The 23,699-nt window shown below is 68.3% G+C and carries 23 protein-coding genes and 2 pseudogenes; 10 read left to right on the top strand and 15 right to left on the bottom strand.

Annotated features, from left to right (window positions below):
* Positions 1 to 62: 62 nt before the first annotated feature.
* Positions 63 to 1,490, top strand: a complete 1,428-nt coding sequence (locus tag D458_RS0127175; RefSeq protein WP_239648081.1) for an MFS transporter — start codon at positions 63 to 65, stop codon at positions 1,488 to 1,490.
* 304 nt (positions 1,491 to 1,794) lie between these two features.
* Positions 1,795 to 2,553 carry a methyltransferase domain-containing protein gene (locus tag D458_RS0127170; protein WP_017589870.1) on the top strand — a complete coding sequence of 253 codons (759 nt, stop codon included), beginning with the start codon at positions 1,795 to 1,797 and terminating at the stop codon, positions 2,551 to 2,553.
* Between the two features lie 62 nt (positions 2,554 to 2,615).
* Here D458_RS0127170 and D458_RS0127165 read toward each other — a convergent pair whose 3' ends face one another.
* The 3 genes from D458_RS0127165 to D458_RS34995 all read right to left on the bottom strand — a co-directional run bounded on the left by D458_RS0127165 (position 2,616) and on the right by D458_RS34995 (position 5,423).
* Positions 2,616 to 3,854, bottom strand: a complete 1,239-nt coding sequence (locus D458_RS0127165; RefSeq protein ID WP_017589869.1) for a cytochrome P450 — start codon at positions 3,852 to 3,854, stop codon at positions 2,616 to 2,618.
* 74 nt (positions 3,855 to 3,928) lie between these two features.
* Positions 3,929 to 4,090: a cittilin family RiPP precursor gene (locus tag D458_RS36825; protein ID WP_160168071.1), complete on the bottom strand. Its 162-nt coding sequence runs from the start codon at positions 4,088 to 4,090 to the stop codon at positions 3,929 to 3,931.
* A 364-nt stretch (positions 4,091 to 4,454) separates the two neighbouring features.
* Positions 4,455 to 5,423, bottom strand: a complete 969-nt coding sequence (locus D458_RS34995; protein WP_051049799.1) for an SAM-dependent methyltransferase — start codon at positions 5,421 to 5,423, stop codon at positions 4,455 to 4,457.
* A gap of 296 nt (positions 5,424 to 5,719) precedes the next feature.
* Here D458_RS34995 and D458_RS0127145 point away from each other — a divergent pair, with 296 nt between their 5' ends.
* Complete coding sequence (locus D458_RS0127145) at positions 5,720 to 7,120, top strand: YcaO-like family protein (protein ID WP_040702847.1); 1,401 nt, start codon at positions 5,720 to 5,722, stop codon at positions 7,118 to 7,120.
* A gap of 36 nt (positions 7,121 to 7,156) precedes the next feature.
* Here the strand turns inward: D458_RS0127145 and D458_RS0127140 are convergent, their stop codons facing one another.
* Positions 7,157 to 8,221, bottom strand: coding sequence for a helix-turn-helix transcriptional regulator (locus tag D458_RS0127140; protein WP_017589865.1), 1,065 nt, complete (start codon positions 8,219 to 8,221; stop codon positions 7,157 to 7,159).
* Between the two features lie 145 nt (positions 8,222 to 8,366).
* Here D458_RS0127140 and D458_RS0127135 point away from each other — a divergent pair, with 145 nt between their 5' ends.
* The gene (locus tag D458_RS0127135) at positions 8,367 to 8,654 is read left to right on the top strand and encodes a hypothetical protein (RefSeq protein WP_017589864.1); all 288 of its coding nucleotides are present in this window, start codon (positions 8,367 to 8,369) and stop codon (positions 8,652 to 8,654) included.
* 542 nt (positions 8,655 to 9,196) lie between these two features.
* On the opposite strand, the gene D458_RS38215 is transcribed toward D458_RS0127135, so the two are convergent.
* Positions 9,197 to 9,619, bottom strand: a complete 423-nt coding sequence (locus tag D458_RS38215; protein ID WP_394296602.1) for a CPCC family cysteine-rich protein — start codon at positions 9,617 to 9,619, stop codon at positions 9,197 to 9,199.
* Between the two features lie 466 nt (positions 9,620 to 10,085).
* On the opposite strand from D458_RS38215, the gene D458_RS36570 reads away from it, so the two are divergent.
* Entirely contained in the window at positions 10,086 to 10,811 is a 726-nt protein-coding gene (locus tag D458_RS36570) for a hypothetical protein (protein WP_152521260.1), read from the top strand.
* A gap of 303 nt (positions 10,812 to 11,114) precedes the next feature.
* Positions 11,115 to 11,645 carry an NUDIX hydrolase gene (locus D458_RS0127130; RefSeq protein WP_017589863.1) on the top strand — a complete coding sequence of 177 codons (531 nt, stop codon included), beginning with the start codon at positions 11,115 to 11,117 and terminating at the stop codon, positions 11,643 to 11,645.
* Here the strand turns inward: D458_RS0127130 and D458_RS0127125 are convergent.
* From D458_RS0127125 to D458_RS0127100, 6 genes and pseudogenes are all read right to left on the bottom strand, one after another.
* Positions 11,632 to 11,877 carry a hypothetical protein gene (locus D458_RS0127125; RefSeq protein ID WP_017589862.1) on the bottom strand — a complete coding sequence of 82 codons (246 nt, stop codon included), beginning with the start codon at positions 11,875 to 11,877 and terminating at the stop codon, positions 11,632 to 11,634. The genes D458_RS0127130 and D458_RS0127125 overlap by 14 nt on opposite strands.
* 157 nt (positions 11,878 to 12,034) lie before the next feature.
* Positions 12,035 to 12,558 (bottom strand): annotated as a pseudogene (locus D458_RS36565) (IS5 family transposase); the annotation flags it as partial.
* Between the two features lie 60 nt (positions 12,559 to 12,618).
* A pseudogene (locus D458_RS35840) lies at positions 12,619 to 12,786 on the bottom strand (transposase family protein); the annotation flags it as partial.
* Positions 12,774 to 12,983 carry a hypothetical protein gene (locus tag D458_RS36150; protein WP_017589859.1) on the bottom strand — a complete coding sequence of 70 codons (210 nt, stop codon included), beginning with the start codon at positions 12,981 to 12,983 and terminating at the stop codon, positions 12,774 to 12,776. The gene D458_RS36150 and the pseudogene D458_RS35840, both read right to left, overlap by 13 nt.
* Positions 12,984 to 13,553: 570 nt before the next feature.
* Positions 13,554 to 13,730: a DUF397 domain-containing protein gene (locus D458_RS35135; protein ID WP_017589856.1), complete on the bottom strand. Its 177-nt coding sequence runs from the start codon at positions 13,728 to 13,730 to the stop codon at positions 13,554 to 13,556.
* Positions 13,723 to 14,550 (bottom strand): helix-turn-helix domain-containing protein, encoded by an 828-nt coding sequence (locus tag D458_RS0127100; protein WP_026119721.1) that lies wholly within the window; start codon positions 14,548 to 14,550, stop codon positions 13,723 to 13,725. The genes D458_RS35135 and D458_RS0127100 overlap by 8 nt, the downstream gene beginning before the upstream one ends.
* 178 nt (positions 14,551 to 14,728) lie before the next feature.
* Here D458_RS0127100 and D458_RS0127095 point away from each other — a divergent pair, with 178 nt between their 5' ends.
* Complete coding sequence (locus tag D458_RS0127095) at positions 14,729 to 15,226, top strand: ATP-binding protein (protein ID WP_017589854.1); 498 nt, start codon at positions 14,729 to 14,731, stop codon at positions 15,224 to 15,226.
* Positions 15,227 to 15,840: 614 nt separating this feature from the next.
* On the top strand, positions 15,841 to 15,996 hold the full coding sequence (locus tag D458_RS37095) for a hypothetical protein (protein WP_017589853.1): 156 nt from the start codon (positions 15,841 to 15,843) through the stop codon (positions 15,994 to 15,996).
* A gap of 220 nt (positions 15,997 to 16,216) precedes the next feature.
* Here the strand turns inward: D458_RS37095 and D458_RS0127085 are convergent, their stop codons facing one another.
* The 4 genes from D458_RS0127085 to D458_RS0127070 form a co-directional block, all read right to left on the bottom strand.
* The gene (locus tag D458_RS0127085) at positions 16,217 to 17,266 is read right to left on the bottom strand and encodes a LacI family DNA-binding transcriptional regulator (protein ID WP_017589852.1); all 1,050 of its coding nucleotides are present in this window, start codon (positions 17,264 to 17,266) and stop codon (positions 16,217 to 16,219) included.
* A gap of 63 nt (positions 17,267 to 17,329) precedes the next feature.
* Positions 17,330 to 18,664 carry an ABC transporter substrate-binding protein gene (locus D458_RS0127080; protein ID WP_239648079.1) on the bottom strand — a complete coding sequence of 445 codons (1,335 nt, stop codon included), beginning with the start codon at positions 18,662 to 18,664 and terminating at the stop codon, positions 17,330 to 17,332.
* Positions 18,665 to 18,693: 29 nt separating this feature from the next.
* A complete protein-coding gene (locus D458_RS0127075) occupies positions 18,694 to 19,632 on the bottom strand; it encodes a carbohydrate ABC transporter permease (RefSeq protein ID WP_017589850.1) in 939 nt (312 codons plus the stop codon).
* A complete protein-coding gene (locus tag D458_RS0127070) occupies positions 19,629 to 20,540 on the bottom strand; it encodes a carbohydrate ABC transporter permease (protein WP_026119720.1) in 912 nt (303 codons plus the stop codon). Before D458_RS0127070 ends, D458_RS0127075 begins: the two co-directional genes overlap by 4 nt.
* 164 nt (positions 20,541 to 20,704) lie before the next feature.
* Here D458_RS0127070 and D458_RS0127065 point away from each other — a divergent pair, with 164 nt between their 5' ends.
* A complete protein-coding gene (locus D458_RS0127065; protein WP_026119719.1) occupies positions 20,705 to 21,751 on the top strand; it encodes a hydroxyacid dehydrogenase in 1,047 nt (348 codons plus the stop codon).
* The gene (locus D458_RS0127060; protein ID WP_017589847.1) at positions 21,748 to 23,664 is read left to right on the top strand and encodes a DUF2264 domain-containing protein; all 1,917 of its coding nucleotides are present in this window, start codon (positions 21,748 to 21,750) and stop codon (positions 23,662 to 23,664) included. The genes D458_RS0127065 and D458_RS0127060 overlap by 4 nt, the downstream gene beginning before the upstream one ends.
* The last annotated feature ends 35 nt before the right edge of the window (positions 23,665 to 23,699 follow it).

The raw sequence follows: 23,699 nt of genomic DNA, 5'->3' as shown, positions 1-23,699 counted from the left end.
GGTTGATGCTTCTACTACTGGAGGGGATCCCTGTTTTCTCCAGCTACCGGGCGGCGTTCATGATGACTGATACGAAATCTCGCGCACCGAACCGCGACCTGTACGCGATCCTGGTCCTGTTCGGCACGGTGATGCTCATCGGCGGCACGGACATGACCAAGGTGACCGTCGCGCTGCCGGTGCTGGCCGATGCCCTGGCCCTGGACTCGGCACAGACCCTGTGGGTCGGCGACATCTACGCCCTTGCCGCCGGAGTCGCCCTGGCCCCCAGCGCGGTGGCAGCGGACCGCTTCGGCCGCAAACGCATCTACGTGCTCGGTTTGAGCGTGGCCGTCGTCAGCGCAGCACTGGCAGGCCTGGCACCGAGCGGTGCGATCATGATCGCCGCGCGGATCGGTCAGGGGCTCGGCTCAGCACTCCTGATCGCCGGGACGGTCGCCGTCATCCGCGTGACCTTCCCCGGGATCAGACCGCGGGCTCTGGCCTACGGAGTCTGGACCGCCGGATTCAGTACCGGTTCGGCCCTGGGGCCACTGCTCGGAGGAGGGCTCGTGGATCTGGCCGGGTGGCGGTGGGTGTTCTGGATCAACGTGCCGGTCCTCCTGGTCTGCCTCATCGGGGCGGCGTTCGTGCTGCGGGAGTCGACCAACCCCGATCCGCCGAGTCTCGACGCACCGAGCGCGGTCCTGTCAGTCGTCGCGGTCGGTCTGCTCATCGCAGGCCTGAAGGACCTGACCCGACCCGACACCGCTCCTTGGCTGGGTCCTGCCGCGATGGCCGTCGGCGCCGGTGCGGTGGTGCTGTTCGTGATCAGACAGCTACGGCTGCCGCGTCCGTTCCTGGACGTGCGCCTGTTGGCCGACGGTCTGCTGGCGAACGCGGCGCTGGTGATCGCGACGACCCTGGGCGTGTTCAACGGCACGCTCTACCTGCTGGCCCTGCGCTACCAGGTCACCGGTGGCCTCACGGCCGTCGACGCCGGGATCGCGCTGCTGCCCCTGGCCGTCGCGATGGCGGTCGGTGGACTCGTCGGGCCCGTGTCGCAGCGCTGGTTCGCCCAGCAGTACGTGATCGTCGCCGGCATGTTCACGGCCGCGTTCGGCTTCCTGTTGTTGGCCACCGCCCCAGGAGCCGGTGAGCCGGTGGGGATGATCCTTCTCGGCCTCGGGGCCGGGATCGTCATGGCGATCGGTGCCAACACCGTCATGAGTGCCGCGCCGGAGGAGCGCACCGCGGACGCTGGAGCCCTTCAGGAGAGCGCCTTCGCGCTGGGGGCAGGGGCCGGTATCGCGGTCCTCGGGGTCATGGCCGTCCACTACGCCGCACCGTCCGCCGCGCAGCCCTCGGCGGAAGCGGTCTACGGAGTCGGGGCGGACAGTGCTCTGGGAATCGCCGCGTTCTTCTACGCGTGCTTCGCTCTCGCGGCCGGCGTCCACCTCGTCAGTACCGTCAGGAACCCGCACGGCAAGGCAGAGAAGAGCCTCAGGTGAAACCGTTCCGGCGGTGTTCCGTGCCGGGTGTTCCGTTCTGGACCTGGAAGCCTCGGCGTGTGCCGCGGGTGCCTCGCCTCATGCATCCCCTGACTCCCCGGGGTGAGCCCAGGTGGAGCGGGTGGTGACGTCCGTGTCCGGCGCGGTGCCCCAGAGGAGGGGTGCGGGGGAGGGGCGCCTCGACGCGGGTGAGGGGGCATGCCCACCGGTCACACACGGCGGTCCTGCCTCCTTGCCCCGAACGGTCAGGATTCGCTTTCCGCCAGGCGTTGAACCCACGGGGCCGGGAGAGCAGGATGCCCCTATGCAGACTCCCCAGCGTTACGACGCGGACCGCCTCCTCGCCCGACTGGACCGCTTCGACCTCACCCCCTTCGCTCGCGGTCTCCGTGCGCGGGTCCGAGAACTACTGTGCTGCGGCCCCCAGGACACGGTGGTCGACGTCGGCTGCGGCGGAGGGCGGGCCGTGGCCGAGATCTCCGCCGAAGGGCCGCACGCGGTGGGGGTCGACCTCGACCCGCGGATGCTCGACGCCGCGCGTTCGCGTCACCCCGAGGCGGATCTCCGCCCGGGTAACGCCTACGAACTCCCGCTCGCGGACGCCTCCGTCCAGGGCTACCGGGCGGAGAAGGTCTACCACTCCCTGGACGACCCCGCGCGTGCCCTGTCCGAGGCGTACCGGGTCCTGGCCCCCGGCGGCCGCATCGTCCTGGCCGGACAGGACTGGGACGCCTACATGGTGGACGCCGCCGACTCCGGGACCACCCGCTCCATCCTGCGGTCCTACGCCGACCGGATGCCCGACGCCCGCGCGCCCCGGCGCCAGCGGGCGCTGCTGCTCGACGCGGGGTTCCACGGAGTCGAAGTGGAGGGGAGCGTGCTCGTGTTCACGGACGAGGAGGTCCTGCCCATGCTCACGGCACTGGCGGAGGCCGCGGAGGAAGCCGGTGCCGTCTCGGCGGAGCAGGCCGCCTCCTGGACCGCGGACCAGCGTGAGCGTGCCCGCGAGGGGAGGCTCTTCGCCGCCGTGCCCTTCTTCGTGGTCAGCGCCGTCCGGCCCTGACCCGGTGGCGCCGTCGGACAGGCCCGGTTCCCGGTGAGAGCCGTCCTGAGCCGCCGACGTGTTCAGACCGGGCGTTGCCTGCGCACGACCGCCCTCACCCCGCGGGGCTGAAGCGCCAGCGCCGGGTTCGGCCGGACGCCCTGCGGGTCGACCAGCTCCAGTCGCACCCGAGCGCGCAGTTCCCTGGCGATGACCTCTGTCTCGCGCAGGGCCATCGACGCGCCCACACAACCCCTCGGCCCGGCCCCGAAGGGGAAGTAGGCGTGTCGGGGGCTCGGGCCGCGCCCGAACCACCGCTCGGGCCGGAACTCCTCAGGGTCCGGGAACCACCGCCCGTCGCGGTGGGTGACCCATTGGCTCAGACCCAGGACCGTACCGGCGGGGAGGGTGTAGCCACCGGCCTCGAAGGGGCGCACGGTCTCGCGGCTGATCACCCACGCCGGCGGGTACAGGCGCATCGCCTCCTTGGCCGCCGCGAGCGCGTAGCCGTCGTCCGCCATCCGGGCATCGGCCTCACCGTGCCCGCCCAGCGCGAAGAAGAGCCAGGTCAGGGCATCGGCCGTGGTCTCGTATCCCGACATCAGGAGAGTGGCGAGCTCGTCTCTGACCTCCTCGAAGGGCGGGTCGTCGGACAGCAGCCGGTCCAACGCCGTGTCGGCGCCCGTGGGCCGGTGGTCGCGGATCAGCGCGGCGAGGGTCTCGTCCAGGGTCCGCAGAGAACGCTTGAGTTCCCGGTTGACGCGCGTGGGCAACCACGTCGGAAGACGGGGGGACGAGGTCAGCCGCATGATGGCCGCCACGGCGGCGGCCAGTGTCTCGCCCCGCTCACCGAGTTCGTGCCCGGCGATGTGCGTGGCGCCGATCCGCATGGCCAGCCGCGACATCTCCTGATGGACGTCGATGGTCTCGCCGTCGCGCCAGGCGTCGACGGTGTGGGCGACACCCTCGCGGGCCACACGCTCCAGGTGTTCCAGCCGCTCGCTGCGGAAGGCGGGGCGGAGCCGGGCGCGTTTGCGCTCCCAGTCCGCGCCCTCGCTGTTCATCATGGCGAGGGGGAAGCCCGTGGGTCCGCGCCGGACGCCCTCACTGATCTTGACGACGTTCTCGCCGGAGTCCGTCAGCACCCGGCGGATGTCGTCCGGGTGGGCCAGGAGCACGTTCGAGGGGGTGAGGGAGACGACGTCGCCGAACTCGCGGGCCGCACGGGAGAGGAAGGAGAGCGGGTCGAGCGCGAAGTCGGCGACGTTGGAGGTGCCGCGTCCGCCGTGGGGCCCCGGCGGCGCGGAGGTCGTGGTCGTCATCGGTTCCGTTCCGGACGTGGCCCGCGCCCCGTGGGGGCGGCGGCGCGGGCCCGGAGAACTGCGGGGTCCTCGAATTAGTAGTAGATGTAGGGGCGGGTCAGCCGGGCGCCGTCGATGATCCGCAGTTTGGCGGCGATGCGGTAGGCGGCTCTCTTCATCGGGCACTTCCTTCTACTCGTTTCCGGTTCCCCAACGGTTCCGGAGATCGCGGTGAACGCTACGCAACTCCTGGTCATGGGGGAAAGGGATGTCCGAGTGAGGTTTGCGTGGAGGGCCGGTAACCAAAGTCTGGCTCTGTGGGGATGGATTTCCATTACTGGTTTGTCCTCAGAACATCAAAGCCTGAACTTCAATGGGCGGCGGTAGGAACGCAGAACTCACCGGGAAGGTCCCAGAGGTCGGGAAGGACCACGGACCCCTCGACCAGGGCGACAGGCGGCGCCACGGACGCACCTGCGTTCCCCCGGCGCACGGGTGGAGAAGGTGGAAGGCGTGGCGCCTGATCGAACCGCCCCGTGGGGCGCGGTCCCGTCCTGCGCCGCGTCGAGGGCTGCCACCGGAGTCCTGTCCTCCGACGAACAGGTGCGGGTGCGGTCCGTCCTAGGAGGGTGGTCCGGAGCCCTCCGCGCGCTCCCGCGTCGACGGGACGCGGGCGGTGAGGAGAGTGACGGTGCCGCTGGGTGCCCCCGCGGACCGCACGTCCTCGAAACCGCACTCGGACAGTCTGCGTGAGAGCTCTCCAGGTCCCCACGGCGCTATACCCGCCCGGCTCATCCGCCAGCGGGCGACAGCGGTGTGCAGGTCCCTCTCCCCGGTGTCGGGTCCGGCTCCCTGATCGGAGGTCAACACCGTCGCGGCCACCAGCAGACCTCCGGGGCGAAGGGCGGCGCGCAGCCGCGGCAGCGCCGCCTCAGCGGTCTCGGGGCCCAGCACCGACAAAGGGAACCAGACCAGGTCGTAGGCGTCGGACTCCGATAGGTCAGCGACGTCCTGAAGACGTGTCTCGACCCGGTCGTGCAGTCCGAGGCCGGCCAGGTACTCCCCGGCCAGCCGCAGGGCTCGCGGGTCCACGTCCAGTCCCACCGCCCGAGCGCCCGGAGAGCGCTCCACGACCACGGCTGAGATCGCTCCGACACCCGTTCCGACGTCCAGGAACCGCGGGGATCCGTGCTCCAGCAACTCGGCGAAACCAGGTGTCCGGTCGGACAGCGCATCGAGGAAGAGCCGCATGTGCTGCCCCGACGAGTGGCCGTCGGCGAGGTAGGCGGCGTCATCGGACCGGTCTGGCGCGGTGACGCCCTCGGCGGCGTCCGCGGCCTGGCGCAGCAGTTCCGCGATCCGGCGCGGGAAGGCAGCCGGGTCCGTCTGTCCCGTGAGCACGGCGTCGTAGTCAGCGCGCAGCCGCCAGCCCTCGCCCTCGCGCTCGGCCAACCCGGAGGCAGCCAGGAGCTCCCCGTGCTCCTTCGGCAGCGGAGCCTTCCCCACTGCCGCCGCGAGCGCGGCCAGTACCCACACCCGGTCGAACATGTCGTCGACCCGGCCCATGAGATCTGATCGCGCGTTCGCCATGGCGAGAGTGTGCCAGCTGACGGAACTTCCCGCATCTTTGCAGGTGGGAAAGGACGATCGTCCTTAAACGTCAAGAAGGCCATTGATAGTGCGGCAGATATTGAGCAGTATGCCCAGTGGCAGAAACGGCAGTGCCGAGACAGCAATGCCGGGAACGGAGTGCCCTCCGTTGCTCGGATCAATGCGAAAGGAACCCATATGGCTTGCGCATCTCTCATGATGTCCTCTCCGATCGACCCCACTGAGGACATCACCCCCGCCGTCGAGGAACTCGACGAGGAAAGCGCGGAGTGACCATGACCCGACCCGCATGGGTCAGCTCGGAAGGGGAGCGGGGCGCCACGCGCCCGCTCCCCGGACCGGGTGTCCGATGGGCCGGGACGCTTGAGCGCGAACTGACCCTGGAGGAAGCCGAGAAGCAGATCAGGGCGGACATCGCAGCCCTGGGCTGGAGCTCGCGGTACAGGATCCTGGACGACGCCGACCCGACCGCGGTCCAGTGCGCTCTGTGGGACGAGACGGGCGACGAGGTTCCCTACGGACTGGGCGCCGGGAAAGGGCTGGGCCTGCCCGCCCGTGTGGGCGCGCAGTTCGAAGCGGTGGAGCACGCCTTCACCGGCCCCGAGGCCCTTGATGCGCTGCCGGTGCGCGCCGTCGACGCCTCGCAGCTGCGTAGGGGCGGGTTCGCTTCCGACCGGGCGGTCCGCGACATCGCCGCGCAGGACGGCGCCCGGGTGGCGTGCGTGCGCTACCAGGCGCTCGACGGCGGTCCGGACCTCGATGTCCCGGTCTACCTCTGGGCTCCTTGGTACGCGTCGCCGTCTCCGGAGGGCTCCGCGGTGCGCCGCGGACTGGGCGACACGTCCGACTACCGGTCGGCGCTGGCCTACAGCGTCAACTCCGGCTGCGCCATCGGCTCCACGGAGGACGAGGCGCTCCTGCACGCCCTCAACGAGTGGGTGGAGCGCGACGCGTTCTCCCTCTTCCTCCTGCGGTCGGTCTACGACCGCGGCCCCATGCCGCCGCAGGTGTCCCGAGCCGGCCTGCCCGATCATCTGCGCGCCCACTGGGACCGTGCCGAGGAGCTGGTGGGCGGGAAGGTGACGCTCCTGGACCTGACCAGCGACCTGTCGGTGCCCGTGGTGATGGCCTACGCGCACACCCGGCCCGGCTCGCGGCCGAGCGCGAAGCACCGCTACGGGCTCGGTGCCTCCCTGTGGGGCACGCTCGCCGCCGAACGCGCGCTCACGGAGTTCGTGCAGGACGAGTTGCTCTCCCGAGTGGTGGCGGAGCAGTCGGCGTCCGAGGAGCGGACCGGGCCGTTCGCGCAGCTCATCGCCGACCACGACATCGAAGCGGACGTGTACGCCCGGCTCCGTGGGCACCCGCGCCTCCTGTCCTGCGCGCTGCTGGACTTCACCGGGCGGATCGGCGAGTCGCCGCAGGGACCCTTGCCGGAGGAGACCCTCGCCGAGGGAGCTTCGGTGTCTGAGCAGCGCGCCACCGTCGTGGAGCGGATCGCGGCCGCCGGACACCGCGTCGTGGCCCATCCGCTGAAGGCGCTGGAGCACGGTACGACCGTCGTGCAGGTGCAGTGCCCGGGTCTTGAGCGGTTCCACCTCGTCACCGAGGGGCATCTCGCCCTGCCGGGTGATCGTGGCCGCCGGGAGCGGGGCCGCGCGCCCGCACGCCCGTGAACCTCTGCCGGATCCAGCAGTTCGCGGGAATCGGGATCACGTGCCCAACGCGCGCGCCAACAGGGTGCGGCGGCTGTGCACGCCGGTCTTCGCGAACACCGACTTCAGATGATCCTGCACGGTGTACTCGGACAGGAACATCCGGCCCGCTACCTCACGGGTGTCGGCTCCGGTCACCAGGTGCCCCAGTAGCTCGGCCTCACGGGCGCTGAGGCCGGAGGCTCGGGAGAACACCCCCACGCGCTCCCCGGGCGAGGATTCCTCGATCGTGACCGCGATGTCGCACATCGCGGGAGGCCGCGCGCTCCCGATCCGGGCCGCGCGCAGGGTCAGCCAGAGGCCGTCCGACAGGTGCACCCGAACGGAGGGCGGATGGGAGTCGATGCCGCCCTCGAAGGCCAGGAGCTGCGCGGCCACGTTGTAGGCGGTCGCCGGAATCGGCGCTCGCCCCTGGTCCGGTGGGACGAGCACCCGCAGGTAGTCGTGCGCCTCGGGGGTCTGACCGAGCACGCGCAGATCGCCGGAGAGCAGGAGCACCACGGGGCCCTGGCGACGAGGGCGCGGGTCACAGGCCTTGAAAGTGTCCGCCTGGCAGCGCCGCAGCGCACCCGTCACAGCATCGGCGATGCGTGCCAGATAGGCGGCTTCGGCCGGGCTGAACCGGGCTGTGGCGCCGGATCGCCACAGGTCCAGGAAACCCCAGCACCCCGACCGGTCCCGGAACACCGTCGAGGCCACGTCGCCGATCCGGTACTCCTTGAGCAGGTCCCGCCACAGGAGACTGCGCGAGGGATCGCCTCCGGTCGCCTCCTGGAGCAACGCGACGGGCGCCGACGCCTGCAGAGTCGTCCACCGGTTGAGTGTTGTGAGGTACTTCAGGCGGATCAGGCGGGGCAGCTCGCGCAGGCAGGGGACATCCGCGAGCGGGAGGGAGCCGACCGACGTCTCCGGGTCGGTCAGCAGGAAGGCGTGGGCATCGAATCCGACCACGCGGCGGATCTCCTCCAGCAGCCGCAGTCGTAGCTCCCGCGCATCGCCCGCAGACTCACAGAGGCGCTGGATCCGCCCCTGTGAGCGGACCCAGGCCGCGGTTTCGACCATGCTCCGAGGCTACTCCGCAACGGCCTCACCAGCCTTGGGAGCCGTGCCCCGCCGATCCGCCGTGCGACCCCAGACTCCTGGGATAGGAAACAGTCGTCGGCGGCCCCAGGATCGAGGTGACACACGATCCGGATGAGGAGGAGCCATGCCGACCCTGCACATCGAACACGCCATCACGGACTTCGCTCTCTGGAAGACGGCCTTCGACCGCTTCGCCGAGTTCCGGGAGCGGTCAGGGGTCCTCCGGCACCGGGTTCAGCGTCCGGTCGACGACCCGGAGTACGTCGTGATCGACCTGGACTTCTCCACCGCCGAAGAAGCGGAGGCCTTCCTGGGGTTCCTGCGGACCAGAGTCTGGTCCTCGAACGAGAACGCCCCGGCCCTCGTCGGGACCCCGGAGACCAGAATCCTCGACTCCGTCGAGAGCACCTGAGCGCGGCGGTGACCCGCCGGCACGAACGGCCTACTCGTGAGCACACCCCGGTGCACCCGGAACGCGAGAACGGCCCCTGGCGTGCGAAGGATCTTCGCAGGCCAGGGGCCGTCTTTCGAACGGATCGGATGACCGGAATCGAACCGCCCACTGTGAGTGGCGTGACCTGTGTAAACACGAGAACCCGCAGGCAGTGGCGCTGTCCACTACTTCGTTGCCCCTGGTTCCCTCACGTTCCCCTGCCCCCGTGCACCCTCCGGGCGCACGACCTTCGCTGATTTGGTGCACCCTCGCGGGTGCACCGTAGGTTGAATCATCCTGCTTGAGCGCCGCATAGCGAGGGGAAGCAGGCAACGTGAGTCCCACTCGGGTCATCAGCTTGGGAAGCCGAGAAGGCTCCGAGCGGCTGGCCTCGCGACTCTTCTAACTGCGCGCACGCCATTCAGCTCTCCGCTATTCCCCGTGATTCCCCAGTGTTGACCGACTCGTGTGGCACGTGTGTGGCACATCAGACGGAGAGAGCGAAGTTGTAAATCGGATCCTTATGACGATGCGTGGTCACTGCGCCAGAATGAGGGAAGCCACCAATAGAGCCTGAAGCGATCCTCTGGCCACGGGAGGCGGTCCTTTTCCTCCCAGTCTTCGAAGGAGTCGCGTGTGAGATCGACCGGGCGCCACGCCGGGTCAAGCGGCTCGTCTGCGGTCGGGGGCCTGTTGAACAGTCGACCGCGTTGGTCACATGCGCCGAAGCCCTGGTAGTTGCGTTGAGCTTCCCTCAGGGAGGGACTGTTCGCTCCGCCCTTCACGGTTGGCCAGCGGAGTTGGACGGCGTCGTCCTCCCAGAAGCACACAAGGCAGGCCTCATGGGAGCCTGGCAACTCGTCCAAGACCAGATGTCCGCAGCAAGGGCACGGGTAGCGTCGGCTCACCCGCACAGCGTAGTGAGGAGCCAGCCCACGTTCCATGGCTCTCGATGATCCGTTGAAGTCGTGCCTGTCCATGAGCGCTGTACTTGGACGTGATCGCGGATCCCAAGACCCCTGAGGAGTTTGTCGAGCTGATGCAGAACCTCAGAAGTTGTACGTGCTGCGGGTAACCGCTCCGATCAGTGGCCACGGCAACCACGGCAGACGGTCACCATGTTTTGGGCCGAGGTGGCTGGTAGCGCTGGCGCCGCTCACCCGAGACAGTCGTATTCCGCTACTGGGTGACTCGGGATTTGAGCACGTCATCAGCCGATTTCTCCCGAGGGGCAGCCGTTCGTCTCTGGGGCGCGTCATGATGCCAAGTGGTACGGCCATCGGCCGAGCTCGGGACTGGGCGTCAGTCCGTGGCCCGAGCAGTGGCCGGAGGCCGCTGCGACAGCGTTTGCGCTGCCGCCTTGATCCCATACAGCACAATTCGGAAATCTAGAGAAACTTAGGAGAATCCTTGTCTCTCAAAGTCAACAGGGAACCCGCTGCAAGAGAACTTCCTCTCCCGGGGTCCATATTCTACAAGGAAGATCTAAAGGAGATTTTCTCAACCTTGAAGCGAAGGAGTATTGATGGGGAGGTGGGAGTTGTTGTTTCGATCAATGGAGATGAATATGAGATAGATGAAATTGATGATTTTGACAATCCAGAGATCACTTCTCAAAAATTTCGATCGATCAGGTACAGGGCCTCGCATGAGGGGTCATCTGTAGTGGTTGACGTAAGTCGTGAAGCAGGAAAGGTGGTTGAGCTCAGAAAAGATGATGACATTGTAATGACGGGAGTGGCGGACAAGGTTCTTGAAATAGCTCAAAGAAGAGAGGACAATCTCAGGACGTTTACCTTGATCATACTCGGCTCCTGTACATTGATGCCCGTCTATCTGCTTTCCGTGCGGTTTCTTGTGGGGCCTACAATTTCCCTGTCCGAGCTCCTTGGAATTCCGCTAACGCGTGAGATTCTGGTGGAGGGTGAGCTCCTTGGGCTGATAGTCGCTTTTCTGTATATTCCAGTTCTAATATTCGCCTTGTCCAAGATGAGAATCAAAGGAAATGCCATCATTAATCATCCAAAAGGAAGGGCGAATCTGCTACGAGAAAAACTCTTCAAAAACTGGCAGGCGAGTGCGTTCTGGGCGGTGGTGAGCGCCACAATCGGGTTCCTGATGGGAAAATTTTTCTAAACCCCTCGAACAAGAATGAGCCTGACAGGGGTTTCAGTTCAGCATCCCGGAGCCGTTCCAAATTTTTTCGAAGCTCGAGGTGTATGCTTGACTCAATTCCGACAGTAACTCCCGGTCGATGTCCGTCCGAAGTGGATGACCCGTAAGGCTAGAAGTCAGCCATTGGCCAACGAGAAACGGGCCACGACCGTTCTTCTCGGCGAGTTCGGGCTCGCTGCACGTGGGGTATCAAAGTGCGTTCTGCCGTCATCAAGTGTGACGCGTGCGATCTCCGACGATCGTGTCGTGCTCTAGGGTGCCGTTGTGAGTAAGCAATGGACGATCCACGGCGAGACGCTGGTGGACGAGAACCGGCACATTCGGCTGTCTACAGTCGACATCACCCTCCCGGACGGGGTGTCCTTCACGCAGTACGTTGTGGCTATGCCCCTGGCCGCGATGACGCTGGTGGTCAACGATCAGCGCGAGGTTCTGCTGATGCGGCGGCACCGGTTCATTATCGACCGGTGGGTGTGGGAACTGCCGGGCGGATACGTGGACGGCGCGGAGGACATCGAGGCCGCAGCGGCGCGTGAGGTTGAGGAGGAGACCGGGTGGCGCCCTCGAGCTATGGAGCACATGGTGACCTTCCAGCCCGCGATCGGGTCAGTGGACCAGCCCCAAATCATCTACCTGGCACACGGCGCTGACCTGACGGATACTCCTCCAGACATCAACGAAGCCCAGGAGATTCGCTGGTGGCCTCTGGAAGAGGCCGTGAAGATGATCGAACGAGGTGAGATCGTCGGTGCGTCCACGGTGGTGGCGGTGTACCGGGCGCTCACTCTGGTGTGACAGCCTTCCTGGCACGCATGGTGAACTCCTCGACTACGGGCGAGGTTTCGTGGGTGCGGAGTCGGTGACCCAGGCGGCGTAGGTAGGACAGAGCTCGGCGGAACTGCAACCCTTCGACTAGATCCAGGGCTTGGCCGCCTATTCGGACGGCTTCTTCGGGTTCGTTGGGGACGTGGGCGGTGACGAGCATCAGCAGATTGAACGTGCGGCCGCGGACGTAGTCGGTGTTCATCTCCAGGGAGCGTTCCGCGTAGGCGGCGGTCCGGGTGTCGTCGTTGAGCGCGAGGAAGCAGTGAGCAACCTTGGCCGCTTAACGAGTTGATGCCTGATAGCGGGTGAGGCACCAATGAAGAGTCGTGGCATGCTCTGGTCGTGACGATCAAGGTCGATCGTGCGGTCCTGGCCCACCCCATAGGCGGTATCGCGCGAATCAGCGTTGCAGCGCTTGGCTCTCGTGCGGGTTCGCACCCGAGATCGCCATGGACATCGAAAGCCCGCCCCGATCGGTGATCAAGTGGATCTTCACCCCTACTTACTCCGAGCGACAGGACGGAGACCTGTCAGCTCCCCCTTGAGGGCACGCATGTCGACCGAGTCGACCGCGCACCGTGACTAGTCGAGTTCACCGCGGGAGCCGAGTTCGTCCAGGACCAGCCGGTGCAACTTCGCCCACACGCGGGCCCGACTCCACTCGGTGAAACGCCGGTGCGCGGTGGGTCCGGAGGGGTCGAAGACCGGTGGGAGCTGCACCCAGGTACAGCCAGTGGTGGACACGAAGACGATCGCGGCCAACACCTCGCGGTCTCCGTGTCTGCGCCGCCCACCACCTTGAGGCCGGGTGGGTGCCTTCGGGCGCCAGTCGCTGGAACAGCTTCCACAGCCTGTCCGGCACCGAACGCTCAACCATCGACACCGGGCCAGGTGATCGAGAATCCCAAGGAGATGAGCTCTTAATGCATTCAGCGCTCCTCCACACCCGGGCCGCCTTGGTGTTGTGCATCGCCCCTGGCAGCGGCGAGGAGGCCCACAACGGTTCACCGTCGGGTGTGGCCACCACCTGGACGTTCATCCCGTGTCTTTTGTGCTTGCCTGAGGAGAAAGGCCGATCGGCTTTGAGGCGGTCGCAGATTAGTGGTCCGTCGCACTTTTTGTACGTATCTCGGTGGCACTCTTGTCCCTGGGTGCACGGATCAGGAACCACATCAGCAGCGCGATGATGGCCAGCGTGAGAACGAAGAGCACGTCCCCCACCTTGTTCCCCGGAGGCACGGTGAACGCGAGCCAGAACCCGAACACGTGCAGGGGCACGAGCCAAATCAAGTACAGGATGATTCTCACGGGACCTCCAATGCTGCGGGGGAACACCATCCTAGGGCCTCCCACGAACATGTCCTCAGAGAAGGTGGTATCAGTCGACCACCGCTCTGCGGATGGATGCTGCGAGGAGGAGAATCAGTTTTGCAGCGGACCTTCTATGGTCGTGAACATGTACGTAGCGGAGACATGCAGCATGATCGATCTCCATGAGCAGACGAGTCGGGTTTACAACCCCGACGTGCGGCCCATGGTCGCGGAAGCCGTTCATGCCTACGGCACGGGGTAACCGCGAGCGAGCATCATCCTCACGTGGAGCACGGTCTGTGCCGACCTGATCTTCAAAATCGAACGCTTCGCTGATGACGGAGACGGTAAGAGCTCATCTCAAAAGCCATTGACTTGCTTGGTCAGGTGCTTGTAGCAGATGAGGATGCAGGCGATGCCGATTAGCGGGGTACGGGTTCCATGAGGTGGCCGTGGTGGGGACGGTGACGATCCCCCGGCTCGCTCGAAGGATCGCACAAGGGGACCGTGCACGCCGTGAGGGGACCACGCTCTACCTGGAGAACGGCGAGGTCGTCGCGTAACCGGCTAGCGGTGGTTGTGGAGGGTGGTCTCGACGAAAGCGTTCCACTCCGCACGGTTGAAGGACAGGTGGCCCAGTTCTCTGTTCTGGGTGTCCCGCACATCTGCTCCGGCCTGGTGCTCCCGGGCCTCGACACATTCGTTGTTGCCGCCGCTGTAGGACGACTTGTGCCAGTCAGCCATCGTTGATCCTCTTCATCTCGTCTCGGATGGCCCTCAGGGTCTCATCCGGTCCCCACGCCACTCCCTGGAGGGCCGCGAACCACATCCGGTAGCGCCCCACCTCGTTGGTCGCGGTGATGATCTGCCCCTGGTGAGCCGATTCCACGTAGACCACTTCGGGCTGATCGGCTGAGGTGATGACCCGGAAGGGACCGTTGTTGCCCGCGTGCCGGGGTTCGCCCACGGGCACCACCAGGAGGTTGACCCGTTCCTCCTCAACCAGGTCTGCCACGTACCGCAGCTGCTCCAGTTGGACGTCGGGGGATCCGTAGCGGCGCATGAGCAGGGACTGGTCCACCACGAGCCAGATAACGGGGGACAGGGCCTTGGCCATCTGCTGGGCCCGCCGAGCCCTCTGTTGAGCGCGTTCGGTGAGCTCGTTGGTTGACAACCATGGAGCACCGTAGCGGATCACGGCGCGTGAGTAGGCCTCGGTTTGGAGATAGACCGGGAAGACCAGGGCCTGGTACTCGTACAGGGCGTCGGCTCTGTGGGTGCGCTCGGCGATCTCGTGCAGCCAGGCGCGGCGGCCGGACCCGGTGAGTTCCTCCCAGAGGCGTTCCAGGCGGCCACCGCCTTGCAGGATCTCGTCGAGGGCTCGGCGCAGCCAGGGCCGCGGTACGGCCTTGCCCTTCTCGATGTCGGATACATGGGAGTTGCTGATCGCGGTGCCGCGCTGGCTGATCCGGCGCGCGACGGTCTCCTGGGTCAGTTCGGCCTCGGCCCGCAGCCTGCGTAGTTCACGCCCGAAAACCTTCAAGGTGCGTTCGTCGGGGGTCATGTCGACCATCGGAACACACCAGGCCGAAGTGTGTGGGAGTTTTCCAGTAAATTCCAGAGCCTCCTGGAAGATTCGTGAGCTCTCCGGGCAGCCTTCACACCCCATCGCCCCAGGCCACATCCTTTCTGTCGCGGGCCCGCAGCCATCAGTGCGACGACGAAAGGAACCGGTGGATTCCATGTCCTTCACCCGGCCATCCCTCGACTTGCCACGGCGGATCCGCTGCACGGATCCGGACCAGGGCTCTCTGGAGTGCGGGCACCAGCTCTGGCACCTCAAGGTCGCCCGCAGCTGGGCCACCCACGTGGCCCGCACCACCCCCGCCTCCACGGACCCGCTGCTGGTCTCGCTCTCGGAACTGCACACCAACGCCCTGACGCACACCGCTTCGGGATTGCCCGGAGGGCGGGTGCGTATCGAGATCGAGCGGCGACGACGGCTGTTCCTGCTCCGCGTCACCGACGACGGACCCCGTACGGGGCAGCAGGCGTCCGTGCCGGAGGCACGCCTGGTTCCCGGGCAGCGCGGGGCTGACGCGTTGCTCGCCGAGGGCGGGTACGGGTTGGCCCTGGTGGATGCGATGTCCCTGTACTGGGACTTCACCCGGGATCCGGGTGGCGGGCTGACCGTGCGCGCTGCCTTCGACCGTTCCGGGCGTACTCGGATGACCGCGTGAGAGCCCGCGCCGGCTTCGGGGCCGACAAGGGGTGAAGCACCTCGCTCACCCAGTCGAACATCGACCACCCTTTATGGGAACGGCATGTTCGGCGGGGGACCCGGGGCCGTATGCCCTGTGTGGCGTGGGTGGGAAGCGCAGTCCCGAGAAGCGTGCGGCTCGGGATCAGAGACACCCGCTCATGCCGCAGTACGAAGAAGAACCCAGAAGCGGAGGCGCCCCGACGCGGTGCTGCGAACACCGCGTCGGGGCTGAAATCCCCACCTGAAGCAAGCAGGAGAAGATCCGTGGAGAAGCCTACTGGTAGGCACCGCAAACCCGTGTGGGGCTGGGGACAGCGCGTGCGGTGGCTGTTCGGAGCGGTCCTGGCCGCTGTGCTGTGCAGCCCGATCGAAGTCCCAGCGCGCCGCAACACCGACCGCCCCAGGAACGAAGCCCGGCCAGCGCTGGAGCGTCGCGCGACCGCCAGGCCCGCATCCGCTGCCTCACCTGAGTTGCTGTGCAGGAGGCCAAAGGCCCTCGGTGGAAATGGACATGAGCCCAAGCCTGCGCCCGGGCCGATCCGGGTTCCGCGCCCACGACGCCCGCACCCCTCGGAGCAGCGGGGTTGGTGCTTGGACGACGACGGCGTGCGCGGGGTACGCCCCTATCTGTTCGCTGAGCCGGAACGATCCCGAGTCCAGGAGCCGCGGACCGTGCTCGGCGAGGAACCAGGAGAGTTCGATGATCTGGCCGCCGCGGTGCGCACCTGGTTGAGTCTGGCCACCTGAGCCGGCTCCGACCGCCTCATGCGCATCGTTGTCCCCGGACACGCAAAAGCCCCTGACCACTGCGATTTCGCTCTGGTCAGGGGCTATCGCTTCCGGGGTGGGCGACGGGAATCGAACCCGTGCTCCCTGCTCGGTGGCTTCCTCTGGGGCCAGACCCCGTGGCTGGTGGACGCTCGCCGATGGATCACGGAACGCCCACCACCCTCAAACGGGTCCGGGTTCAGTTGGCCCCGGTGAGCGGGGGAGTGCTGCGCCTCAGCACTACATGCCCGTGCCGCCGGACCACCCGGGGTCCCTCCTCCGAAGGATTCGAGGCCAGGTCCAAGGCAATACGACCGACCTCGCCCCAAGGAAGACGGACCGTGGTCAGCGCCGGTTCCACGTCGCGCAGCGCCGGCACGTCGTCGATCCCGGCCACCGCGAGGTCCTGCGGCAGGCTCAGCCCGGCCTCGCGGAACCTCGCCATCGCTCCCACCGCCACGGTGTCGCTGATCGCCAGGACCGCCTGGGCGGGGCTGTGCCGTCGCAAGTACTCTCCCGCGGCCGCGTAACCGCCGTCCCGGTCGAACACGCAGTGCAGCACCCGGTCCTCGCCGAGCTCGAGGCCCCGCCGCTCGAGCGCAGCGCGGAAGCCCAGGACCCGGTCGTGGGCCGTGCTGGCCTCGGGCGGGCCGGCCAGCACGGCGAACTCCCGGTACCCCAGGTCGGCCAGGGCGTCGACGAGGTCGACACCGGCCCGCTGGTTGTCCAGCGCCACCGTGTCGAAGGGCAGCCCTTCCTCGCTGATGGCCACCACCCGGCCGCCCTCGCACTCGTAGGCGCGCAACTCCTCCACCAGGCGTTCCTCCCAGGCGGTCGCGGTGACCGAACGGCCGCCGGCCAGGATGATCGCCCGGGGCCGCTGGGCGCGCAGCGAGGAGACCACCCGGACGGCCTGCTGGACGCTGTTGTTGCTGGAGACCATGGTGACCATGCGGTCGGCGGTCTCGGCGGCGCGCAGCACCCCGGAGGCGATCGGGGAGAAGTAGTCGTCGTGGATGCCGTTGACCAGCATCGCGATCTGGTCGCTGCGCCCTCCGGCCATCGCCTGGGCGGCCGGGTTGACGACGTACCCCAGGCGCTCGGCGGCGGCCAGCACCCGGCTGCGGTACTCGGGCCGGACGTTGCGGACACTGCCGTTGACGGCCCGTGAGGCCGTCGCGTGGGACACGCCCGCCTCTCGTGCGACGTCCGCCAGGGTGACGTGGCGCGAACCGCCCGCGGCCTTCACCGTTGTGTACCCACTTCCCGTGTAGGGCGGTCGGCGGGACCCGGACGGCCCCGCCGACCGAGCTCAGCCGACGTCGAAACCCTGCTGCTCGCCGTAGGATCGCAGTTCCTCGCCCCATTCTTCCAGCCCCTCGTGGACGTCCCCGGGGGCGTCGATACGCGGACCCACGCTGTCACCGAACACGGAGTTGGCGTAGACCTGGTAGGGCATGTAGTGCCATCCTTCGGCGACCAGGCCGGAGGCCTCGGCGAGCACCTGATTGGCCTGCTGGCCGTCGAAGTACTCGATCTCCTGGTCCAGGTACTCGGGGTCCTCCAGGGTGGCGGTCTGGGCGGGGAAGTTGCCGCCGGCCACCTGGGCCTCCAGCGAGGCCTCGTGCGTGGAGAACCACTCCAGGAAGCCCATGGCCAGCGCGGTGTTCTCGCCGCCGCTGACCACGGAGAACCCGGAGCCGCCGTTCTCGGCGTTCTCGGGCGCGTCCGCGTCCCAGACGGGCGCGGGGGCGACCCGGAAGTCGCCCTCGTTGTCGGTGAGGGTGCCGGAGATGTTGCCCAGGGCCCAGGCCCCGGTCACCCAGCTGGCCAGGGAGCCGTCGCCGAGCCCGCGCCACCACTCGTCGGTCCAGCCCGGCTGCGCCGAGACCAGGTCGTCGGCGAGCAGGTCGCTCCAGTACCCGCTGACGCGCTGGGTCGACTCGTCGGAGAAGTCGACGCCCACCGACTCCCCGTCCACCTGGTAGGGGCGTCCGCCGCCCTGCCAGATCAGGCTGTTGAGGCCGCCCGCGTCACCGGGGTCCATGGAGGTGATGTGCGCGCCGCTGTCCTCCTTGATCAGCTCGGCGGCCTCGGCGAACTCCTCCCAGGTGGCGGGGACCTCGGCGCCGGCCGACTCGAACACCTCCTGGTTGTAGATCAGGATCAGCGGGCCGGTGTTGTTGGGCAGGCCGTAGGTGGCGCCGTTGTAGCTCATCTGCTCCCAGGAGGAGGCGGTGAACTGGTCCTCCAGCGTGTCCAGGCCCCAGTCGTTCACGCTCTCCAACTGCTCGGACAGAGCCAGCTGGGGCAGCGCGAAGTACTCGATCATCGCCAGGTCGGGGATGTTCTCCCCGGCGCTGACGGCGTTCTGCAGCGCCGTGTACTGCTCGGCGGACTGGCCGGAGTTGACGAGCTCGACGTCGATGTTGGGGTGTTCGGCCTCGAAGGCCTCGATGGCCCCGTCGAACTTGGTGCTCCAGGTCCACAGGGTGAGCTCGCCGCCCTCGGCCATGGCGGCCTCGATCTCGGCGGAGCGGTCGACGGATTCGGCCGGAGTCTCGGCGGCGTCATTGCCGCCGCAGCCCGCGAGGAGCAGGCAGCAGCCCGCCGCCGCGGCGGTGAGTGTCTTTCGGGGGGATCTCATGGTGGACACCTCGTGGTTGTCGTGGGGACTCACTGCTTGACGCTTCCGGCGGCCAGACCCGACTGCCAGAACCTCTGGAGGAAGAGGAAGGAGATGATCAGCGGCACGATCGCCAGGAGGGAGCCGGTCAGTACCACGTTGTAGACCGGTTCGAGGTTGGCGCCCGTGGTGACCTGGTTGTTGAGCTGGTTCAGCCCGACGGTGAGCGGGTACAGCGTCGGGTCGCTGAGCATGATCAGCGGCAGGAAGTAGTTGTTCCAGGTGCTGACCAGGTTGAAGAGCAGGACCGTGGCGAACCCGGGTGCCAGGAGCCGGAACGCCACCTTCCAGAACGTGGTCCAGGCGCCCGCGCCGTCGATCTTGGCTGCTTCCAGGAGCGAGTCGGGGATGGCGTCGGCGGCGAAGACGGTCATGAGGTAGAGCCCGAACGGGCTCACCAGGGCGGGGATGATGATCGCCGAGCGGGTGTCGGTGATGCCGAGTTCGGCGAACAGCAGGAAGGTGGGCACGGCCAGCGCCGTGGTGGGGATGGTGATGGCGCCGAAGACCACCGCGCGGGCCAGGCGTTTGCCGGGGAAGTCGAACCTGGCCAGGGCGTAGCCGCCGAAGGTGCAGATCAGGGTGGCGCCCACGGCGCCCACCACCGAGTACAGGGCGGTGTTGAACAGCCAGGTGAGGTAGATGCCGTCCTGGTAGGTGACGGTGGTGACGATGTTGTCCCACAGGGCGAACTCCCCGGCGAACCACAGTCCGTTGGAGCGGAACAGGTCGCCGTTGGTCTTGGTGGAGTTGACCGTGAGCCAGTACAGCGGCAGCAGGGTGTAGAGCACCATCAGCGCCATGAGCAGCTGCAGGGTCACCTGCGTGCGGCGGCGCCGGCGGCCGGGGGAGGGCTGCGCGCGCCGGCGGGGCGGGCTCGGGGGTGCGGCGGCGGCCTGTGTCTCGCGGGGTCCGGTGGTCACGCTCATCGTCTCGCTCCCCGTCCGGTCATCCACTGGGCCAGGTAGGCGACGACGACGGTGACGACGCCGAGCAGGACGGCCACGGCCGCGGAGTAGGTCACCTGGTTGGCGTTGAAGGCCAGCTGGTAGGCGTACATGTTGGGGGTGTAGTAGGTGCTGATCGAGGCGGGGGCCAGGGAGCGCAGCACGTTGGGTTCGTTGAACAGCTGGAAGCTGCCGATGATGGAGAACAGGGTCGCCACCCACAGCGCCGGTTTGAGCGCGGGGACCTTGATGCTCCAGGCGATGCGCGCCTCGCCCGCGCCGTCGATGGCGGCGGCCTCGTAGAGCTCCTCGGGGATGGAGCGCAGGGCCGCATACAGGATCAGCATGTTGTAGCCGAGGAACTGCCAGGTCACCACGTTGCCGATGGCGAGCAGGACCCAGTTGGGGGCCAGCGGGCTCGCCAGGGCGGCGCCGGTGGCCTCGTTGAACTGCCCCACCAGGCCGAACTGGTCGCCGTAGATGAAGCCCCACATGAGCGCGGCCACGACCGAGGGCACGGCGTAGGGGACGAAGATGCTGAGCCGCATGAACTTCATGGCGCGGACCCGTCCGGAGTCCAGCGCCAGGGCGGCCAGCAGGGCCAGCCCGATCATGATCGGGACCTGGACCGCGAGGAAGAGCGCCACCCGCGAGACGCCTTCCAGGAAGCGGGGGTCGGTGAGGGCGTCGAGGTAGTTGCCCAGGCCGACGAAGGAGCGGCCGCCGATGAGCTGGTCCCGGAACAGGCTCAGTCCGGAGGCGTACAGCAGCGGCGCGACGACACCGACGGCGAACACCAGCAGGAAGGGGGTGAAGAAGGCCAGCCCGGTCCAGTCGCGTCGTCGTCTGCGGGGCCTTCCTCGCGCGGTGTCCAACGGGACCGCACTCATCGGCGTCCCCTTTCGCACGGAGGGTTGGATGGGTACTCTCAAGCAGAGCGGAATGCGCATTCCAAACTAGATGTGAGCCACGCCACGGTCAAGGCGGGTGTGGAAACTTCTCTGTAATCCGCGTTCCCCACCGTGGCGGGACCGGAGTGAGTGGAGGCGAAGTCATGGTTGAACGTGTCGACGGGAACGGGGCGGGGCCCCCGGGCCACAGACCCAGGACCCTGCTCGCCATGGGGGAGGACGTCTTCCGGCTCCAGTTCACGCCCCCGGTCATGGAACGGCTGAGACAGGCGGCCCACCTCGATGACCCCCTGGTGATCAGCGATTTCGACGCCCCAGAGGTGCGCGCCCGGCTGGCCGACTGCGAGGTGCTGCTCACCTCCTGGGGGTGCCCGCCGATCACCCGGGAGGTCCTGGACGCGGCGCCGCAGCTGCGCGCGATCATCCACGCCGCGGGGAGCGTGCGCGCCCAGGTCCCGCCCGAGGCGTTCGACCGGGGGCTGCTCGTGACCACGGCCGCGGCCGTCAACGCGGTCCCGGTGGCCGAGTACACCCTCGCCATGATCCTCGCTTGCGGAAAGCGCGTTCCGTTCCTGGCGCGCGACGCCAGGACCCACCGGTCGGACTGGTCGTACCTGGACGGGTACCGGCCGCTCACCAACCGCGGCCGCACGGTCTGCGTCCTGGGCTGGTCCAGGGTCGGCCGCCTGATCGGGCGTATGCTCGCCCCCTTCGAGATCGACCTGCTGGTGGTCGACCCGCACGCCGACCCCGCCGACGTCGCCGCCGCGGGCGGGCGCCTGACCAGCCGGGAGGAGGCCTTCCCCCGCTGTGACGTGCTCTCCCTGCACGCCCCCCTGCTGCCCACCACGCGGGGCATGATCGACGCCGCGGCCCTGGCCCTGCTGCCGGACGGCGCCACCCTGATCAACACCGCGCGCGGCGCCCTGGTCGACACCCCCGCCCTGGAACGGGAGTGCCGCACCGGCCGCCTCTACGCGGTCCTGGACGTCACCGAGCCCGAGCCCCTGCCCGACTCCTCCGTCCTGTACTCCCTCGACAACGTGGTCATCACCCCGCACGTGGCCGGGTCCCTCGACTCGGAGACCGAGAGGATGTCCATGGCCGCCCTCGACGAACTCGACCGCTACCGCACCGGCCGCCCGCCCCTGGACCCCATCACCGGCGCGACCTTCGGAGTCACCGCTTGAGCACCCCGATCCCCGGGCTTCCCCCCGAGAACCGCGACCTGTCCCCCCACACCGGCTGGACCCGCGAGCACTGGACGGCCGTGGCCGCCCACCTGCTGCTGTCGGTGCGCCCCCACACCTCACCCGGGCACGCCCGCGTCGAACTCCCCGGCCCCAACAGCTCCTACGGCCCCGACAGCGACGCCCTGGAGGGGTTCGCCCGCACCTTCGTGCTGGCCGCGATCCTCGTCGCGGGCGAGCGCGGGCACGACCCGCACGGCTTCCTGGACCGCTACCGCGTCGGCCTGGTCGCGGGCACCGACCCGAACGGGCCCGAGTACTGGCCCCGCCCCGACCGGGTCGCCCAGGCCAAGGTCGAGGCCGCCTCGATCGCCTTCGGCCTGATGCTCACCAGGCCCTGGCTGTGGGACCGGATGGCCCCCGAGGAGCAGGCGCGGGTGGTCGACTGGCTGGGCACGGTGGTCGGCGAGAGCTACCCGCCGATCAACTGGGTCTGGTTCCAGATCGTGGTGGAGGAGTTCCTGCGCTCGGTCGGCGGCCCCTGGGCGCCCGCCGACCTCGCCTTGGGGCTGGCCGTGCACGCCTCCCTGCGGCGCGAGGACGGCTGGCTCTCCGACGGCCAGGAACGCTCCTACGACCACTACTGCGGCTGGGCCCTGCACTTCTACCCGCTCGCCTGGGCCCACTTCGCCCAGGAGGGGCCAGAACCGGCGCTGGTCGACCGCTGGCGCTCGGACCTGCGCCGCTACCTGAACGATTACGTCCACCTCATCGGGGCCGACGGCGCACCCCTGTTCCAGGGGCGCAGCCTCACCTACCGGATGGCCGCGGCGGCACCGCTCTGGATGGGGGCCTGGTCCGGAGCCGGAGACCTCGACCCCGGCCTGACCCGCAGGGCCGCCTCGGGCATCCTGCGCCACTTCACCGACCACGGGGCCCCCGACGCGGACGGGCTGCTCACCCTGGGCTGGCACGCCGCCTGGCCGGGGATGCGGCAGTCCTACTCGGGCGCCGGCTCGCCCTACTGGGCGGCCAAGGGCTTCTTCGGGCTGCTGCTGCCCGCCGACCACCCCGTGTGGACCAGCCCCGAACGGCCGCTGCCGGTGGAGGAGGGCGACTTCCGCCGCACCGTGGTCTCGCCCGGCTGGACCGTCTCCGGAACCGCCGACGACGGGGTGGTGCGCGTGTTCAACCACGGCACCGACCACGGCACCGAGGGCGAGGCGGCCACCGACTCCCCGCTGTACGCGCGGCTGGGGTACTCCACCGCCACCGCTCCGCCGCTGGTGGGGGAGGGGTTGGACTCGCCGCTGGACAACAGCGTGGTGGTGCTCGACGACCGGGACCGGGCCACCCACCGCACCGGGTTCACAGCCCTGGGCGTGACCGACGACGGGGTCGCCGCCGTGGGGCGTTCGCGCTGGCGGGCGCACTGGATCGACCCCGAGGACCAGGACGGGCACGACCATGGCTCCGGGCGCCGGGGGACGGCGCGCCCCGGGCCGGTCCTCGAGGTGTGGTCGGCGGTACGCGGCGCCGACGAGGTGCGCGTGGTTCGCGTAGGCCACGGGCCGACCTCCGAGGAAGCCTCCTCCGGGACCGCTCCGGAATGGGACGTGCGGGTGGGCGGCTGGCCGACCGACCCGGACACCGGGCGGTCGTCGGTCGTGCGCGTGCTCTCCGGCCCGGAGACCGCGGAGACCGGGATCGAGCGCCTGACGGACGTCACCCCGCTCTCCGCCACCACCGAGGTGCCCTGGGCCCGCGCAAGGCTGGCGCCCGGCGGCGTACTCGTGTGCCTGGTGCGGCTCACCGGTGCGGACACCGGCCAGGCGAGCCCTTCCGTCCTGCTCACAGGCGCCGGGGCGGACATCACCTGGCCGGACGGTGCCGTCAGCGAGATCGACCTCTGAATCGGGAATCCCTCTGGTTCGGTACACCCTCTGAT

The organism is Nocardiopsis ganjiahuensis DSM 45031 (genome assembly GCF_000341085.1).
Taxonomy (GTDB): Bacteria; Actinomycetota; Actinomycetes; order Streptosporangiales; family Streptosporangiaceae; genus Nocardiopsis; species Nocardiopsis ganjiahuensis.
The sequence above is the reverse complement of the archived record's forward strand: the minus strand, read 5'-3'. Positions and strand labels throughout refer to the sequence as shown.